20 protein-coding genes, 1 tRNA gene and 1 pseudogene are annotated in these 12,832 nt (G+C 57.0%); 10 read left to right on the plus strand and 12 right to left on the minus strand.

Annotated elements, in window-relative coordinates:
* The first annotated feature begins 17 nt into the window (after positions 1 to 17).
* From QF043_RS21085 to QF043_RS21100, 4 genes are all read left to right on the plus strand, one after another.
* Positions 18 to 299 (plus strand): type II toxin-antitoxin system ParD family antitoxin, encoded by a 282-nt coding sequence (locus QF043_RS21085; protein WP_307421459.1) that lies wholly within the window; start codon positions 18 to 20, stop codon positions 297 to 299.
* Positions 296 to 622 (plus strand): type II toxin-antitoxin system RelE/ParE family toxin, encoded by a 327-nt coding sequence (locus QF043_RS21090; RefSeq protein ID WP_307420051.1) that lies wholly within the window; start codon positions 296 to 298, stop codon positions 620 to 622. Before QF043_RS21085 ends, QF043_RS21090 begins: the two co-directional genes overlap by 4 nt.
* Before the next feature lie 18 nt (positions 623 to 640).
* Positions 641 to 1,519, plus strand: a complete 879-nt coding sequence (locus QF043_RS21095; protein WP_307420052.1) for a hypothetical protein — start codon at positions 641 to 643, stop codon at positions 1,517 to 1,519.
* Positions 1,520 to 1,689: 170 nt separating this feature from the next.
* The gene (locus QF043_RS21100; protein WP_307420053.1) at positions 1,690 to 1,899 is read left to right on the plus strand and encodes a cold-shock protein; all 210 of its coding nucleotides are present in this window, start codon (positions 1,690 to 1,692) and stop codon (positions 1,897 to 1,899) included.
* 289 nt (positions 1,900 to 2,188) lie between these two features.
* Here the strand turns inward: QF043_RS21100 and QF043_RS21105 are convergent.
* Positions 2,189 to 2,520 (minus strand): annotated as a pseudogene (locus QF043_RS21105) (histone deacetylase family protein); the annotation flags it as partial.
* Between the two features lie 256 nt (positions 2,521 to 2,776).
* Between QF043_RS21105 and QF043_RS21110 the strand changes: the two are divergent.
* Together QF043_RS21110 and QF043_RS21115 are read left to right on the plus strand one after the other, a co-directional pair.
* The gene (locus tag QF043_RS21110; protein WP_307420054.1) at positions 2,777 to 2,989 is read left to right on the plus strand and encodes a cold-shock protein; all 213 of its coding nucleotides are present in this window, start codon (positions 2,777 to 2,779) and stop codon (positions 2,987 to 2,989) included.
* 69 nt (positions 2,990 to 3,058) lie between these two features.
* Positions 3,059 to 3,238 (plus strand): hypothetical protein, encoded by a 180-nt coding sequence (locus QF043_RS21115; protein ID WP_307420055.1) that lies wholly within the window; start codon positions 3,059 to 3,061, stop codon positions 3,236 to 3,238.
* Positions 3,239 to 3,240: 2 nt separating this feature from the next.
* On the opposite strand, the gene QF043_RS21120 is transcribed toward QF043_RS21115, so the two are convergent.
* From QF043_RS21120 to QF043_RS21140, 5 genes are all read right to left on the minus strand, one after another.
* Positions 3,241 to 4,008, minus strand: coding sequence for an anti-sigma factor (locus QF043_RS21120; protein ID WP_307420056.1), 768 nt, complete (start codon positions 4,006 to 4,008; stop codon positions 3,241 to 3,243).
* The gene (locus QF043_RS21125) at positions 4,005 to 4,502 is read right to left on the minus strand and encodes an RNA polymerase sigma factor (RefSeq protein WP_065929130.1); all 498 of its coding nucleotides are present in this window, start codon (positions 4,500 to 4,502) and stop codon (positions 4,005 to 4,007) included. The genes QF043_RS21120 and QF043_RS21125 overlap by 4 nt, the downstream gene beginning before the upstream one ends.
* A gap of 60 nt (positions 4,503 to 4,562) precedes the next feature.
* Positions 4,563 to 5,114: a tetratricopeptide repeat protein gene (locus tag QF043_RS21130; RefSeq protein WP_307420058.1), complete on the minus strand. Its 552-nt coding sequence runs from the start codon at positions 5,112 to 5,114 to the stop codon at positions 4,563 to 4,565.
* A gap of 40 nt (positions 5,115 to 5,154) precedes the next feature.
* A complete protein-coding gene (locus QF043_RS21135) occupies positions 5,155 to 5,706 on the minus strand; it encodes a cytochrome b (protein WP_307420059.1) in 552 nt (183 codons plus the stop codon).
* A 143-nt stretch (positions 5,707 to 5,849) separates the two neighbouring features.
* Entirely contained in the window at positions 5,850 to 6,104 is a 255-nt protein-coding gene (locus tag QF043_RS21140) for a hypothetical protein (RefSeq protein WP_307420060.1), read from the minus strand.
* Positions 6,105 to 6,379: 275 nt separating this feature from the next.
* On the opposite strand from QF043_RS21140, the gene QF043_RS21145 reads away from it, so the two are divergent.
* Entirely contained in the window at positions 6,380 to 7,252 is an 873-nt protein-coding gene (locus QF043_RS21145; protein ID WP_307420061.1) for a DUF6216 family protein, read from the plus strand.
* A gap of 240 nt (positions 7,253 to 7,492) precedes the next feature.
* Entirely contained in the window at positions 7,493 to 8,719 is a 1,227-nt protein-coding gene (locus tag QF043_RS21150; protein WP_069788564.1) for an MFS transporter, read from the plus strand.
* Between the two features lie 75 nt (positions 8,720 to 8,794).
* Here QF043_RS21150 and QF043_RS21155 read toward each other — a convergent pair whose 3' ends face one another.
* Entirely contained in the window at positions 8,795 to 9,079 is a 285-nt protein-coding gene (locus tag QF043_RS21155) for a DUF6124 family protein (RefSeq protein WP_307420062.1), read from the minus strand.
* Between the two features lie 536 nt (positions 9,080 to 9,615).
* Between QF043_RS21155 and QF043_RS21160 the strand changes: the two genes are divergently transcribed.
* Together QF043_RS21160 and QF043_RS21165 are read left to right on the plus strand one after the other, a co-directional pair.
* A complete protein-coding gene (locus QF043_RS21160; protein ID WP_026013721.1) occupies positions 9,616 to 9,855 on the plus strand; it encodes a type II toxin-antitoxin system RelB/DinJ family antitoxin in 240 nt (79 codons plus the stop codon).
* Positions 9,845 to 10,132, plus strand: a complete 288-nt coding sequence (locus QF043_RS21165; RefSeq protein ID WP_307420063.1) for a type II toxin-antitoxin system RelE/ParE family toxin — start codon at positions 9,845 to 9,847, stop codon at positions 10,130 to 10,132. The genes QF043_RS21160 and QF043_RS21165 overlap by 11 nt, the downstream gene beginning before the upstream one ends.
* Before the next feature lie 70 nt (positions 10,133 to 10,202).
* Here the strand turns inward: QF043_RS21165 and QF043_RS21170 are convergent, their stop codons facing one another.
* From QF043_RS21170 to QF043_RS21190, 5 genes are all read right to left on the minus strand, one after another.
* Positions 10,203 to 10,652 (minus strand): DUF86 domain-containing protein, encoded by a 450-nt coding sequence (locus QF043_RS21170; protein ID WP_307420064.1) that lies wholly within the window; start codon positions 10,650 to 10,652, stop codon positions 10,203 to 10,205.
* The gene (locus QF043_RS21175; RefSeq protein ID WP_307420065.1) at positions 10,642 to 11,037 is read right to left on the minus strand and encodes a nucleotidyltransferase domain-containing protein; all 396 of its coding nucleotides are present in this window, start codon (positions 11,035 to 11,037) and stop codon (positions 10,642 to 10,644) included. Before QF043_RS21175 ends, QF043_RS21170 begins: the two co-directional genes overlap by 11 nt.
* Before the next feature lie 119 nt (positions 11,038 to 11,156).
* Positions 11,157 to 11,246 (minus strand) — tRNA-Ser (locus QF043_RS21180).
* An 83-nt stretch (positions 11,247 to 11,329) separates the two neighbouring features.
* Positions 11,330 to 12,043 carry a phosphoribosylaminoimidazolesuccinocarboxamide synthase gene (purC, locus tag QF043_RS21185; protein ID WP_017137340.1) on the minus strand — a complete coding sequence of 238 codons (714 nt, stop codon included), beginning with the start codon at positions 12,041 to 12,043 and terminating at the stop codon, positions 11,330 to 11,332.
* Between the two features lie 27 nt (positions 12,044 to 12,070).
* Positions 12,071 to 12,829 carry an MBL fold metallo-hydrolase gene (locus QF043_RS21190; RefSeq protein ID WP_219266250.1) on the minus strand — a complete coding sequence of 253 codons (759 nt, stop codon included), beginning with the start codon at positions 12,827 to 12,829 and terminating at the stop codon, positions 12,071 to 12,073.
* Positions 12,830 to 12,832 lie beyond the last annotated feature (3 nt).

The following is a 12,832-nucleotide window of genomic DNA, read 5'->3' on the forward strand; positions in this document are numbered from 1 at the left end:
TGTCCGCAGGCTTCGACATGCGCTCAACCCAGCAAATGAGCATTACCTTGCCACTTGAGATGGCCGCCCTGGTCAAAGCCAAGGTCACTTGCGGTGAATACGCGAGTGAAAGTGAAGTGATACGCGACGGCCTCAGGGCGCTGATGGCCCGTGACCGCGCCATGGAAGACTGGTTGCGCGACCAGGTAATCCCCGCCGCCGCCGCTCTCGAGGCAGACCCTGGCCGAGCGCTCTCCACCGAGCAGGTTCGCGAACACATGGCAGCCAAACGCCAACGAACCGGTACAGAAAAACCGTGAGCTATACGGTAGCCTTTGCGCCTGAGGCGTTAGCCCAACTGGACGCCCTCGAAGACTACATCAGCAAAACCGAATCCCCCGTTGTTGCAGCACGTTTTGTCGACAACATCATCAACTACTGCGACAGCCTTAGCGTGTTTCCGTTGCGCGGTAAATGCCGTAACGACCTGCTGCCCGCCTTGCGCATCACCCATTACCGGCACACCACCGCCATCGCATTCAGCGTGGCCGCCGAGACACAAACCGTGTCGATCCTGGGCGTGTTTTACGGCGGCCAGGATTATGCCGTGCGATTCCAGAATGACGACCGGCAACACGACTAATCAATAGGGACGATAAAAATGACTCATACCGGATCCCTGCATCGGCTTCTGCGATGGGGGTTAAGCCTGGCCGGCTTGCTGGTCGTTGCCACCCTGGGGTTCTTCGCCTGGCAAAGCTTTTACCCCGTCAGCGCCGCGACCGGCTGGAGCGTGCAAACCGTGCACCGTGACGTGCCCAAAGCCGCTTCATTGATGCCCATGCCGGATGGCTCGCTGATGATCAGCCAGGAACTCAATGATGCCAAAGGCAGCATCGTGCGTATCCATCCCGATGGGCGACGCGATGTGGTAGTGAGCAACCTGTCCAAACCCGACGGCATGTTCGCCACCCACGGCGGCTGGGTCTTCAGCCAGGAAACCGGCAACGCCCCGGTCAGCTTTCTCAAGGACGGCGTGGTTAGCGAACTGTTTCGCGGCGAAAACGTGCAAGGCCTTTGGGTTGAGGGCGATGACCTCTACGCCATCGAAGACCGCAAGGACAACGGGCGGCTATTGCGTTATCGCTGGGGTGACCAGTCGCTGACGGTCATACGCGACAAGCTGCACGAAGGCGAATCCATCACCCGTTGCACCGATGGCCGAATGCTCTACACCGAAAAGAAGAAAGGCGTAGTGCGCGAGCTGACCGATGACGGCAGCGATCCGGTGGTGCTGGCAGGTTTGAACAAACCGACGTTCTTGATGTGCGATGAGCGAGGGCTGTGGGTGAATGAGGATTCGACGCACCGTGCGAGGTTGTTGCTGATTGATAAGCAGGGGCAGCAACAGACGATTTTGTCGTTTCTCAAGGCGCCGCAGTCGATTGTGCCGACGGATCGAGGCACTTACTTGCTGGCCGAAGGTGGGCGCAATCGGGTGCTGGAACTGACGCCGGCGATACGCACAGTGTCGCCATAAAACTTCGCAGTATGTGCCCATTTTGAAGTCCGTAAACCTGTCAAGAATGACAGTACCGCTGGTCCCGTAGAGCGTTGACTCGATGTCGATTTGAGCCTTCTATTATTGATACCGCTACCGGTAAGTCGGTGGCTTTAAGCGGGCAACTTTGGATTTCGAGGATAGATACAATGAACAACAGAGAACACGGAACGGTGAAGTGGTTTAACGACGAAGAGCACTTTGGATTTATCACACCGCAGAGTGGAGACGACCTTTTCGTTGATCTCAGAAAAACTCAATCGGGCGGTATCAAGACATTAAAAGAAGGACAACAAGTCTCTTTTGTTGCCGCCAGAGGACAAAAAGGCATGCAAGCCGAAGACGTTCAAGAGATTTGAATGGCAATTTGCATACAGCCATAACCAGCCCAAAACAGATACCGCGCTGCACTGAAAAGGAGAACGGTCATGCTCAAAAAGACTCCACAGACTGCCAACGTCCCCCGCAGTGCCCCCATCACCGCGCAGTTGCGCACGATGCACAGGACATCTTCTTTCGCAACACCCCCTCTCGCCAGAGTGGGCTGGTGTTGCGAGAGGGGCAAAGTTTCATCTACGACCTGGTAAGAGCGCCTGGCGGAGAGTGGATGGTAGCCAATATCGAGATTGTGGAGGAGCGCCCGCTGAATTAGCGCTCCCACACCTGCGGGCTGCCAAAAAACGCCTGCGCATTACTGTCCAGCGTCTTCAGGTGATACCCACCTTCCTGCACGATCACACACGGCAGCTCCAATGCGCGAATGCACTCGCCCAGCCGTGCAAAACCTTCGCGCGTCACCGCGACTTTGCTTTGCGGGTCCAGCTCGTAAATATCAAAGCCCAGGGACAACACCAGCACGTCCGCCGAAAAGTCCTTCACCGCCGCCAGGGCCAGTTCGAGCTTCTCAAAAAAAAAACCGCTTCACTGGAACCGTGGGCCATTGGCAGGTTGAGGTTGAATTCTTCACCGGCAGCGCTACCACTGGCTGGGACGTGCAAACCGTGCACAGTGACGTGCCCAAAGCCGCTTCGTTGCTGCCTATGCCCGATCGTACACCTTAGCCATAAAATTTAGCATTATGTGCCTATTCCGGAGCCTTGGAACCTGTCATAACTCACAGTACCGTTTGTCCTGCCGAGCATTGACCCAGTGTCGTTTCGGACCTTTGCTTATAGATACCGCCGCCAGCACACCACCGGCTTTCTGCGGATAATTTCGGTTTCGAGGATGAACACGATGAGCAACAGACAAACCGGCACTGTGAAGTGGTACGACGACGAAAAAGGCTTCGGTTTCATCACGCCGCAGGGTGGCGGAGACGACCTTCTCGTTCATTTCAAATCAATTGAATCGGATGGGTTCAAAAATCTGACAGAGGGTCAGACAGTTTCTTTCGTCGTCAAAAAGGGGCAGAAAGGCATGGAGGCAGCCGAGGTTGTTCCGGAGTAAGCCTTAGTTTTATCACCACGGCACCCAGCCCAAAACGGGCGACGCACTGCGCTGAAAAGGAGAGCGGCCATGCCCAAAAAAACTTCACAGACTGCACATTTCACTCGCAGTGCAATCCTTAACCCAGCAGTTGCCTACGATGGACAGGACATCTTCTTTCGCAACACCACCTCTCGCCAGAGTGGGTTGGTGTTGCGAGAGGGGCATGTCGGTGTCGAGCACGGCGACGCGCTGCAGACGACTCACTGAGGTCACGCCGGCAAGCGCCGCTCGACGCCACTGGCCATGTGCTGCAAATCCTCAACCGGGTTTCTCCCAATCAGCATGAAAGCGTGGGCAGGATTGGCCCAAAACACCACGTTCAGGCCTCGGCGCTGCTCGCTGGCCAACGGCTGCACGCCCTTTTTACTGGCGGTGATGCACAGTGCCAAAGGGCCGTGGCGTGGGTCGAGGTAGGTGAGTTGGCCAATCAACACGCCGTCATAGTCGAGGATCTGCGCCCGTCGGAATTCGGCGCCGGGCAGGCTCACGGACTCAGGCGATAACGACACACCCAGCTGTATGCCCACAGAAGTCAACTGGGCCGTGTGAGACGCCGGATCCAAGCTGAGGTTTTCCAAAGTCTGTGGCGTGTACAAGGCCATGTATTCGGCGACTGAGGCTCGCCAGCCTTGGCCGGGTTCAGCACGCTGCCAACCCATGAACAGGCGATCGGCCGCCACGCCGGCCACCGCGAAGCTCGCGGCCACGGCAAGAAAACGCCGACGGCTCCAGGCTTGGGGCGGTGCCGGTGGCAAGGCGTTGAGCATTGCGTGCAGGCGTTCAGTCGGGGCGTGCTCCAGCACCGCGTCGAAGGCAGCCTTGAACGGCAAGTCGGCGCAGCGCAATGTGTCCAGGCGTGCGGCCAGCGCCGGGTCAGCGCTGGCCTGGTCGGCGATCCGTTGATGTTGGTCGGTACTCAGTTCGCCGTCCAGATAGGCCACTAGCTGCTCATCGGACGGTGTGTCGGTGTGGCTCATCGCCGTTCTCCGTTGGCTTTATCCTGCTGGGCTGTCGGGGAGGCGGCTTCGGCAAGCTTAATGCGAGCAGCGGCCAGCCGGCTCATCACCGTGCCGATAGGTATCTGCAGGATTTCGGCAATTTCCTTGTATGAAAGCCCTTCGACATACGCCAGAAACACCGTTTCACGCTGAGCTTCGGGCAAGCCGTTAACGCGCTTGATCACCTGCGCAGCGAGGATTTGCTCCTGTGCCTGGCTTTCACCATCAAACGACAATGCCTGTTCGGCATCGACAAACCCCTGCCCTTGACGCACCCGTTGCGAGCGCAGTTCGTTGAGCCAGATCGAATGCATGATCGCCAGCAACCAGCGATCCAGGCGCGTGCCGGCCACAAATTGCCCGGCACGCTCCAAGGCCCTGACGCAGGTGGCTTGCACCAGGTCTTCGGCTAAGTGCTTTTGTCGCGACAACACCCACCCGTATCGCCACAACCGTGGCAACAACTGGCCCAACTCGCGGCGAAACTCAGCATCCCGAACGATGGCTGCCTCCTGCGGACCGGTTAACGGCGTTCAAGCCTGTGGCGCTGCGGCGATGGCTGCGGCCAGGTCTTCGTATTCTTCGCAGGTGGTACTGCACAAGGCTTTGATTTTCACCAATTGCTCTTGCGCCAGGTCGACCCGGCCCTTGATCACATAGGCCTCGCCCAGGTACTCGCGAACCTGTGCGTAGTTAGGGTCAAGTTCGACCGACTTGAGGTAATAACCGATGCCTTCATCGGTGCGCCCCAGCTTGCGCGTGGCGTAGCCGCGATAGTTGAGGGCCTTGGCGGTGTTGGGATTTTGCAGGGTGTCGAGCAAGGTCAGCGCCTCATCGAAGCGCCCGTCCTTGGCCAAACGATAGGCGTAATCGGTGCGGTCTGCATCGGAGGTGGCCTTGCTGGTTTGCAGCACACACTTACCGGTCTTGGTGTCCCAGACCTGGCCTTTGGGGCAGTTGGGTTTGGGCGGGGCTGACTCATCGCCGGAGGCGTGGGCCTGGCCTGCGAGCAAAGCGGCGGCCAGGCAAGCACCGAAGAACAGCGCGGTGCGATAGGTAACGGGGTGTTGGTGGCGAGCTTTCATGGTTGTCTTACTCCGTAACAATAGGGAGGAAACATCACTGTTAAAGCGCATTGCGTGCGCCCGGCAACATGCGGCGCAAGGTGCTGTCACCCAGTACGTAGTGATGCCAGAGCGCAGCAAGGGCATGCACGCCCGCCAGCAGGATGATCGCCCAGGCCACATTGTTATGCAGGCCGCCCAAGGTGCCCCGCCAGGCATGATCGATCACAAAAGGCGCGGGCACGGCAAACAGTCCGAAAAAATTGAAGGGCTCGCCTTGAGCCCAGCGAAACAAAAAGCCCAACACCATCTGCGACACCAGCAACAGGTACAGGCAACCATGCGCCAATTTCGTCAGCAGGTTAAGCGCCGGGTGACTGTCGGCCTTCGGCCGATTACCACCGAACACACGCCACACAATCCGCGCGGTAACCAGCAGCGCCATGGCGATACCTAACGAGATATGCACCGATTGCAGGCCCTTGCGCAGCGGCGTGCCCTTCTCCAGGTTTTCCCAGATATGCGCACTGGCAAACATGAAAATCACCACGGCGGCGGTCAGCCAGTGGAAGCTGCGGGTAAGGCGGTCATAGCGATCGGATGCTGTGTTCATGGACGTTTCCTGGGTGGTCTGTGGAGTGAACACCGCAGTGGCGAAAGTTATTCGGTGAGGGATGAATAATTTTTGCTGATCGGGAAACGAAGAGGCCCCGCCGCTGATTCAGCGACGGGGCGTTTTTATGCGGTGTTTATGACTCAGCTGCCACGCTCTTTGTTGGCTTGAGAGAGGACCGATGCCGCCAGGGACTTGGTCTCCTCACTGTATTTATCGCTTTGAAGGGCTTTGCCAGCCTTCTCCTCCATCTGCGCGCTCGTCTGCTTATCCGTACCGGTCTGGGACAGCGCCGACGCGGCCAGGCTTTTGGCGATGGCCGAGGCGTTTGGATTATTCAAGGTTTCGGCGGCCAACGTCGCCAGGGTGCTGGAGGTCTTTTTTGTGTTTTTGCTCATGGTGCATTTCCTTTGCGTTTGAGGGAAAACCTACGAGTGAACGACTCGTAGTCAGAAGATAGTGAGTTAAATATCCGTTCGCAACGAACTGGCTGTAGCCTGTATTTTTAAAAGATGTAAGAAAGATTCCAGAGTTATGTAGTACCCACCCGGTTCGATGTTTGACGCAATGATAATGTTTGAAAAGTCGCCTTCTTTTCATTAGATTTTCGCCCGGCCAGTGACAGCGACTTCGCTGACGCGCGGCTCTCTAATAACCTTCAAGGATGACCTGTATGTCCCAACCTGTACTCAACGACAATATCGTCACATGGACATTCCAAAACTATGCCGCCATCGTCGGGCTGCTCAGTGGCCTGGCAATATGTGCGCTGGTTTTATATATCTACTCGCGCTCAGGCTCGCTGATTTTTCTGCGTGATTTGATGTGGCGGTTCTTCGGTGGCTCGACCACATTTGAAAACCCAAAATATGAAGCCACCCGCAAGGACCTGCGCGAAGTTGAATATTATCGGTTCGAATTCAATATCCCAGCGCAAAACCTGGAACACGCGCGGCAGGCGGATAAGTGGATCACTGATAACCACTTCAGTTACAACGATGTGGCCAGGGTCAGAAAGTACATTGACTGGAAAGACTTCACTCAGTTGTCGCTTAAAGAGGCAATGATCACACCCTTCAAACGTAATTGGTTTTTGGGGTGGGGTGCCTTCTTCCTGGCGATTATCAGCATCACGCCACCATTGGCTGACTCCAGCTACCTGATGGTGTCGTTGAAAAAAGCCGCGGATGTGCCGTCTTTCTATCTGTCGGAAAACAACGCCAAATTCCATTTCTGGCCCAGTGAAACGCTGTCTGTGGACGAGTGCAAATCACCGACGGCACTGGAAAAGTTCTATAACGAGGACTTCTCCGAAAGCACCATCAATACCATTTGCACGCTGTTTCTTTCGCCCACCTACGCTGAAAACGTAAAAACCGGATTGAAAGAGCAAAAAGGCTTTTTGCTGTTCATCGCCTGCCTGTCGATATTTGCGGTCTTTTGTATCTTGACCAAGCTCTCGCGTTTGGGCGTAGCCAGGAAACTCCATGACCAGATGACCGCGCAGAGCACCCATACGCCCGCAGAGACCGCCGCTCAACCCTAAACACTGTCACTGTAGCAAGCAGGCCTGTTGTGGCGAACTGGCCTGCTCACCACAAGACTATTCGCCACAGCAAGCTGGCTCACAGGCCATAAAGGCCGCCCCAGAGCGTCGAATCGATTGCACTGATGGTTATTATCGAAACGAGCGCCTGTGTGATTGCCAGCACCGGTTCCTATAATCGCCTCCACTTTCCCTCCCCTTCGCCTGGCTTCAGGCGACATTCCTTCTGGAACCGACACCATGCCAAGCCCCAGCCAGGCCCACAGCGGCCGTCCTGAACATAATCAACAAAGTGTCAAACAGCAGTGGCTGGCGATTCTCTCGGTCGCCGTAGGCGCTTTCGCCCTGGTAACCAGTGAGTTTCTGCCGGTGGGCGTGCTCAATGACGTCGCCAGCGACCTGGGCATCAGTGCCGGTCACGCCGGCCTGATGGTCACGCTGCCCGGCATCATGGCCGCCCTCGCCGCGCCGTTGCTGTCAGTCATCATTGGTGGCATGGACCGTCGCTACCTGCTGATCGGCCTGACGCTGATCATGATCATCGCCAACTCGGTGGTGGCCTACGCCAGCGACTTCAGCCTGCTATTGTTCGGCCGTGTACTGCTGGGTATCAGCATCGGCGGCTTCTGGGCCACGGCCATCGCCCTCAGCGGCCGCTTGGCGCCCAAGGGCGTGGGCGTAGCGAAGGCCACCTCGATCATCATGATGGGCGTAACCCTGGCCACCGTGCTGGGCGTGCCCGTCGGCACCTGGCTCAGCGGCCTGATGGGCTGGCGCATGACCTTCCTGGTGACCGCGATTGTGGGCGTGCCGGTGTTGCTGGCGCAGGTGTTCCTGCTGCCGCGACTCACTCCGGAAAAAGCCATCCAGATCCGCGACCTGCCAGCCTTGTTTATCAACCCACAAGCGCGGGTCGGCTTGATCGCCGTACTGCTGATCGGCCTGGCGCACTTTGCTGCCTACACCTATGTCGCGCCGTTCTTTAAAAACAGTTCCGGCTTCGACGGCCCGACCATCGGCTCACTGTTGCTGCTGTATGGCGTGGCCGGCGTGATGGGCAACGTCTTTGCCGGTTTCGCCGCCAACCGCAGCGTGCGTCACACCCTGCTGCTGGTCGCGTTGATGATCGGCACCAGTACCGCGCTGTTCCCACACTTCGCCACCGGCATGACCGGCGCCGCGATGCTTATCGCACTCTGGGGCTTCGCCTTCGGCGCCTTCCCGGCCTGCGCGAGTATCTGGATGTTTGTAGTCGCACCCAAAGACGTCGAACGCGGCATGCCGCTGTTCGTCGCCCTGTTTCAGGTGATCATCGCCTTGGGTTCGTTCTTTGGCGGCCGGATCGTGGACCAAATGGGCAGCGCAATGCTGTTGAGCCTGGCCACGGCGCTGGTGGGGCTTGGGTTTGTGACCGTACTGGTGTTGGGGCGTAATGTGAGTAATAGCTTGGCGGCGCAGCCTGGCTGATACGACTCGGTAACTACTAAAAAGCCTGCTGAGCATTGAGCTCGGCAGGCTTTTTTTTGTTTCAGGGGTAGAGCGTTATTTGCCTGGTTTATCCGTTGGGAAATGACGCTCAAGTGCAGCGTCCACCAGTGCCTGAGCGTTCTCGATCAATTGCGCCAGGCCCATGATCACGGGTGACTGCGTGCTGTCCGGGTCTTCGGCGCATTGGTAGGCGGTTTGAAGGGCGGATGCGAGGATTTCGGAGGCGTTGGCCAGGACTTCTTCGGTGCCGACGTCGGCGCCTACGTGGAAGATTTTGCGAGGCTCACCGTCGGATTCGGCATTGAAAACATCGGTCGGGTTGGGGGTGATCTTTTTCATGATGTAACTCCACGTTATGAAAAGGAGCTACCACTCCCTGCTGTCAAACAGGATTGGGTGGCAGCTGTACGCGGGTTGACAGACCGGAAACGTGGAAACCCGGCGCACCCGAAGGTGCCCCACGCACAGCCGCCATAACAGATGGGCACAGACAAGAATCTGGAACCAGTTTGGGGATGCACAGAGATCGCACGTTATTCGGTCTGTCAAAACCGGTCGCCATGAGGGCGACGGCGGAAGGTTAGCGTCCTGCCTCAACCAGTGCAAGCCCGTGCGGAAGCAGCAGAGCCAACGCCACCGGTAATCACGCTTATGGAAATGCCCAGTAATGAGTGTTCCCACAATGAAGCTTGTGTACCCGAGCCTCTGGGCTAGCCTAAAAAAGATCGCTGGTGTGCTGAGGAGCTTCTATGACACATGGACATTGTGATGCGCTAACAGGGGAGTATGCGAACGCCATACGTCCCGACAGGCTTGCCAACAAGCCCCTCTTGATCCACTGTAATGACCAATGTCATTACACGAGGATCTTTCCCATGGCGACTATAAGCATCCGTATCGATGACGACCTGAAAGCGCGCGCCTATCTCGAACTGGAAAAGCTCGGCGTTACGCCTTCCGAACTGATGCGCCAGGCCCTGCAATACGTGGCGGATCGCGGCCAGCTACCTTTCAAGCCCGTTCTGATGACTGAGGAAGATGAAGCGTTGATGGCCACCGTCCGCGAACGATTGGCGTCGCCTCAACGGGTAAAGGTTTCTATAGATGACCTATAGCCTTGATTTCGATGCGCGTGCATTGAAGGAGTGGCAAAAGCTCGGCGACACCATTCGTCAGCAGCTCAAGAAGAAGCTGGTGGGCATCCTGAACAACCCACGAATTGAAGCCAATCGCCTGCATGACCTGCCCGACTGCTACAAAATCAAGCTACGCAGCAGCGGTTACAGGCTGGTTTATCAGGTGATCGATCTGGAAATCACCGTGGTAGTGGTGGCCATTGATAAGCGGGAGCGTGAGCAGGCTTATCGTAAAGCGGGCGAGCGTTTGAGCTAGCAGTAGATCTGACATCCTTCGCAATATTGCGCTCGGACAAAAAAACCACGGGGGGCCAAGTCAAGCTCGCTCAAATGAGCCCAGTATCTGTGACAACCGCTGACTGCCCTGCATCCTTAGTCAGGATAAAGGCGCTAAACGCCAGAAAATCACCTAAATGCTGAGTGATGATTGCAACTGTGATCGGCAACTGAAGCGTTTGATACTCATGCACTGCGATATTGCGGAAACCGACCATGTTTTTCAGGTTGGTCAGCAGAGACGATTGGACCCAACCGCCTCGTGACAGCAACTCAAACACGTCTCGAGCGCCCTGAGGAACACCCAGTCGTTCACGTCGAATTAGATGCTGCCCCATATCCAGAGCGGCCTCACACGCACGCTGAATATTAAGAATCGCCGCATCCTGACGGGTGAAGTCAGTAGCGAAACTGGCGGGGTCCTTGTCGTATTCCTCGCGAGCGCGAGCGACACAACGCTCAATGCTCGACGCTTTGTTGATGAGCACATCATCGACCATGCACTTTTCCTTCCTTCTGGATATCGGCCAGCAACCCTGCCCTTGCAGTGTCCAGCTCGGTTTTTTCGCTGAGGATGTAACTCTCGAAAATACCTGCCTGGCTGTCCTTGTTCCAGAGCCTGCGCCCTGTTGTTATGACTTGATATTGCATAACGGTGGACGCCGCCCGCAGGTCGAGTAAATCAACGGGCACCGCCACGATGTCAGCAAGCTCTCCAGCTAATCTCCACAACAGCAGCGGGTCCACAGAGCCCGCAGCAAGCACTGCCAAGTCCAGATCGCTGTCAGCATGTGCCTCGCCTGTCGCCTGACTGCCAAAGACATAAACCGCCATCAGATCAGGAATACCGACCATTAAGCGAGCCAACACTTGCTCAACATTCATGTTGCGCCCCACGTGTCATCTGATGAATGACCGTAGCAGAAATCGCCTCGACATTTCTGCCCCAAACAAAAAACCCCCAACAACAATTAAGTTATCGGGGGTTTTTCGTTATTCAATAATGGCGGAGAGATAGGGATTCGAACCCTAGGTACCGGTGAAGGTACAACGGATTTCGAATCCGTCCCATTCGGCCACTCTGGCATCTCTCCAACGGCGCGCATCATAACAGTGTGTTTCGCGAAAGCAAACCAAAAAATCGATTTTTTTCCGTGCTATCAGATGCTTGCGTCGATTACAGCGGTACGCCGAGACGGTTGGCGACTTCTTCGTAGGCTTCGATGACGTCACCAAGGCCCTGACGGAAGCGGTCTTTGTCCATCTTCTTCTTGGTGGCTTTGTCCCACAGGCGGCAGCCGTCGGGGCTGAATTCGTCGCCCAGGACGATGGTGCCGTCGTGGAACACGCCGAATTCGAGTTTGAAGTCGACCAGCAGCAGGCCTGCGTCGTCGAACAGCTTGCTCAGCACGTCGTTGACCTTGAGGGACAACTCTTTCATGCGTACCAGCTGCTCAGCGGTGCCCCAGCCGAATGCCACGACGTGGGATTCGTTGATGAACGGGTCGCCCTTGGCGTCGTCCTTCAGGAACAGCTCGAACGTGTAAGGGTTGAGCTTGAGGCCCTCTTCCACGCCCAGGCGCTTGACCAGGCTGCCGGCGGCGTAGTTACGCACGACGCATTCGACCGGGATCATGTCGAGCTTCTTGACCAGGCACTCGTTATCGCCCAGCAGTTTGTCGAATTGGGTCGGAATGCCGGCCGCTTCGAGCTTTTGCATGATGAAGGCGTTGAACTTGTTGTTCACCATGCCTTTGCGATCAAGCTGTTCGATGCGCTTGCCGTCGAACGCCGAGGTGTCGTTGCGAAACAGCAGGATCAGGCGGTTGGCGTCGTCGGTCTTGTATACCGACTTGGCTTTGCCGCGGTAGAGTTCTTCACGTTTTTCCATGATGGGCTCCGCTTGCTAAATGGTGGGCTAGGCGATGTGTCGCCAATCGAGCCCTGAATCTTGATCGGCCAGTTGCAGCCAGTCCGGGTCGCACCCGAGGGTGTCGACAAAACATTGCCGCGCAAGCGCAGGCAGGTTGTTCTTGCTGCTCAGGTGGGCCAGGACCAGGTGTTGCAAGTCTTGCCAGCCCAACTCATACACCAGGTACGCCGCCTGGTGGTTGTTCAAATGCCCCAGTTCGCCGCCTACCCGCTGCTTGAGAAAGTAGGGGTAATGACCACGAGCCAGCAGGTCGCGGCAGTGGTTGGACTCGATCATCAAGGCATCGAGGTCGCGGTAACCGTCCAGTACCTTGGAGCAGTAGGAGCCCAGGTCAGTGAGCACGCCGAAACGCCGCTGACCGCCACTGAATACGTACTGCGTCGGTTCCTGGGCGTCGTGCGCTACGGCAATCACGTCGATGCTCAACGCACCGACCTGCAGCGTCTCGCCACCGGCCAGGAAACCTGCGGGTTCTATGGGTTTGCGCATCCCGCGCAAGGTGCCGCGACTCAGGTACACCGGAAGATTGTAGCGCCGAGACAGCAAACCCACGCCATGCACGTGGTCGGCATGTTCGTGGGTCACCACAATTGCGCTCAGCTGCGCGGGGTGAACCCCCAGGCGCAGCAGGCGCCGCTCGGTTTCTTTTAACGAGAAACCACAATCGACCAGCACATACGTGTCGTCATGTGCGACCAGCGTGCCGTTCCCTTGGCTACCGCTGCCGAGAACGGCAAAACGCATCGG

The organism is Pseudomonas sp. W3I7, assembly GCF_030816095.1.
GTDB classification, from domain to species: domain Bacteria; phylum Pseudomonadota; class Gammaproteobacteria; order Pseudomonadales; family Pseudomonadaceae; genus Aquipseudomonas; species Aquipseudomonas salomonii.

What these genes read in the sequence shown, in the direction of transcription:
- QF043_RS21150 (WP_069788564.1), top strand. Translation starts at nt 7,493, where the DNA reads ATGCCAAGCCCCAGCCAGGCCCACAGCGGCCGTCCTGAACATAATCAA.
- QF043_RS21145 (WP_307420061.1), top strand. Translation starts at nt 6,380, where the DNA reads ATGTCCCAACCTGTACTCAACGACAATATCGTCACATGGACATTCCAA.
- QF043_RS21160 (WP_026013721.1), top strand. Translation starts at nt 9,616, where the DNA reads ATGGCGACTATAAGCATCCGTATCGATGACGACCTGAAAGCGCGCGCC.
- QF043_RS21100 (WP_307420053.1), top strand. Translation starts at nt 1,690, where the DNA reads ATGAACAACAGAGAACACGGAACGGTGAAGTGGTTTAACGACGAAGAG.
- QF043_RS21135 (WP_307420059.1), bottom strand. Translation starts at nt 5,706, where the DNA reads ATGAACACAGCATCCGATCGCTATGACCGCCTTACCCGCAGCTTCCAC.
- QF043_RS21190 (WP_219266250.1), bottom strand. Translation starts at nt 12,829, where the DNA reads ATGCGTTTTGCCGTTCTCGGCAGCGGTAGCCAAGGGAACGGCACGCTG.
- QF043_RS21085 (WP_307421459.1), top strand. Translation starts at nt 18, where the DNA reads ATGCGCTCAACCCAGCAAATGAGCATTACCTTGCCACTTGAGATGGCC.
- QF043_RS21130 (WP_307420058.1), bottom strand. Translation starts at nt 5,114, where the DNA reads ATGAAAGCTCGCCACCAACACCCCGTTACCTATCGCACCGCGCTGTTC.
- QF043_RS21110 (WP_307420054.1), top strand. Translation starts at nt 2,777, where the DNA reads ATGAGCAACAGACAAACCGGCACTGTGAAGTGGTACGACGACGAAAAA.
- QF043_RS21115 (WP_307420055.1), top strand. Translation starts at nt 3,059, where the DNA reads ATGCCCAAAAAAACTTCACAGACTGCACATTTCACTCGCAGTGCAATC.
- QF043_RS21095 (WP_307420052.1), top strand. Translation starts at nt 641, where the DNA reads ATGACTCATACCGGATCCCTGCATCGGCTTCTGCGATGGGGGTTAAGC.
- QF043_RS21120 (WP_307420056.1), bottom strand. Translation starts at nt 4,008, where the DNA reads ATGAGCCACACCGACACACCGTCCGATGAGCAGCTAGTGGCCTATCTG.
- QF043_RS21140 (WP_307420060.1), bottom strand. Translation starts at nt 6,104, where the DNA reads ATGAGCAAAAACACAAAAAAGACCTCCAGCACCCTGGCGACGTTGGCC.
- QF043_RS21155 (WP_307420062.1), bottom strand. Translation starts at nt 9,079, where the DNA reads ATGAAAAAGATCACCCCCAACCCGACCGATGTTTTCAATGCCGAATCC.
- QF043_RS21165 (WP_307420063.1), top strand. Translation starts at nt 9,845, where the DNA reads ATGACCTATAGCCTTGATTTCGATGCGCGTGCATTGAAGGAGTGGCAA.
- QF043_RS21170 (WP_307420064.1), bottom strand. Translation starts at nt 10,652, where the DNA reads ATGGTCGATGATGTGCTCATCAACAAAGCGTCGAGCATTGAGCGTTGT.
- purC (WP_017137340.1), bottom strand. Translation starts at nt 12,043, where the DNA reads ATGGAAAAACGTGAAGAACTCTACCGCGGCAAAGCCAAGTCGGTATAC.
- QF043_RS21175 (WP_307420065.1), bottom strand. Translation starts at nt 11,037, where the DNA reads ATGAATGTTGAGCAAGTGTTGGCTCGCTTAATGGTCGGTATTCCTGAT.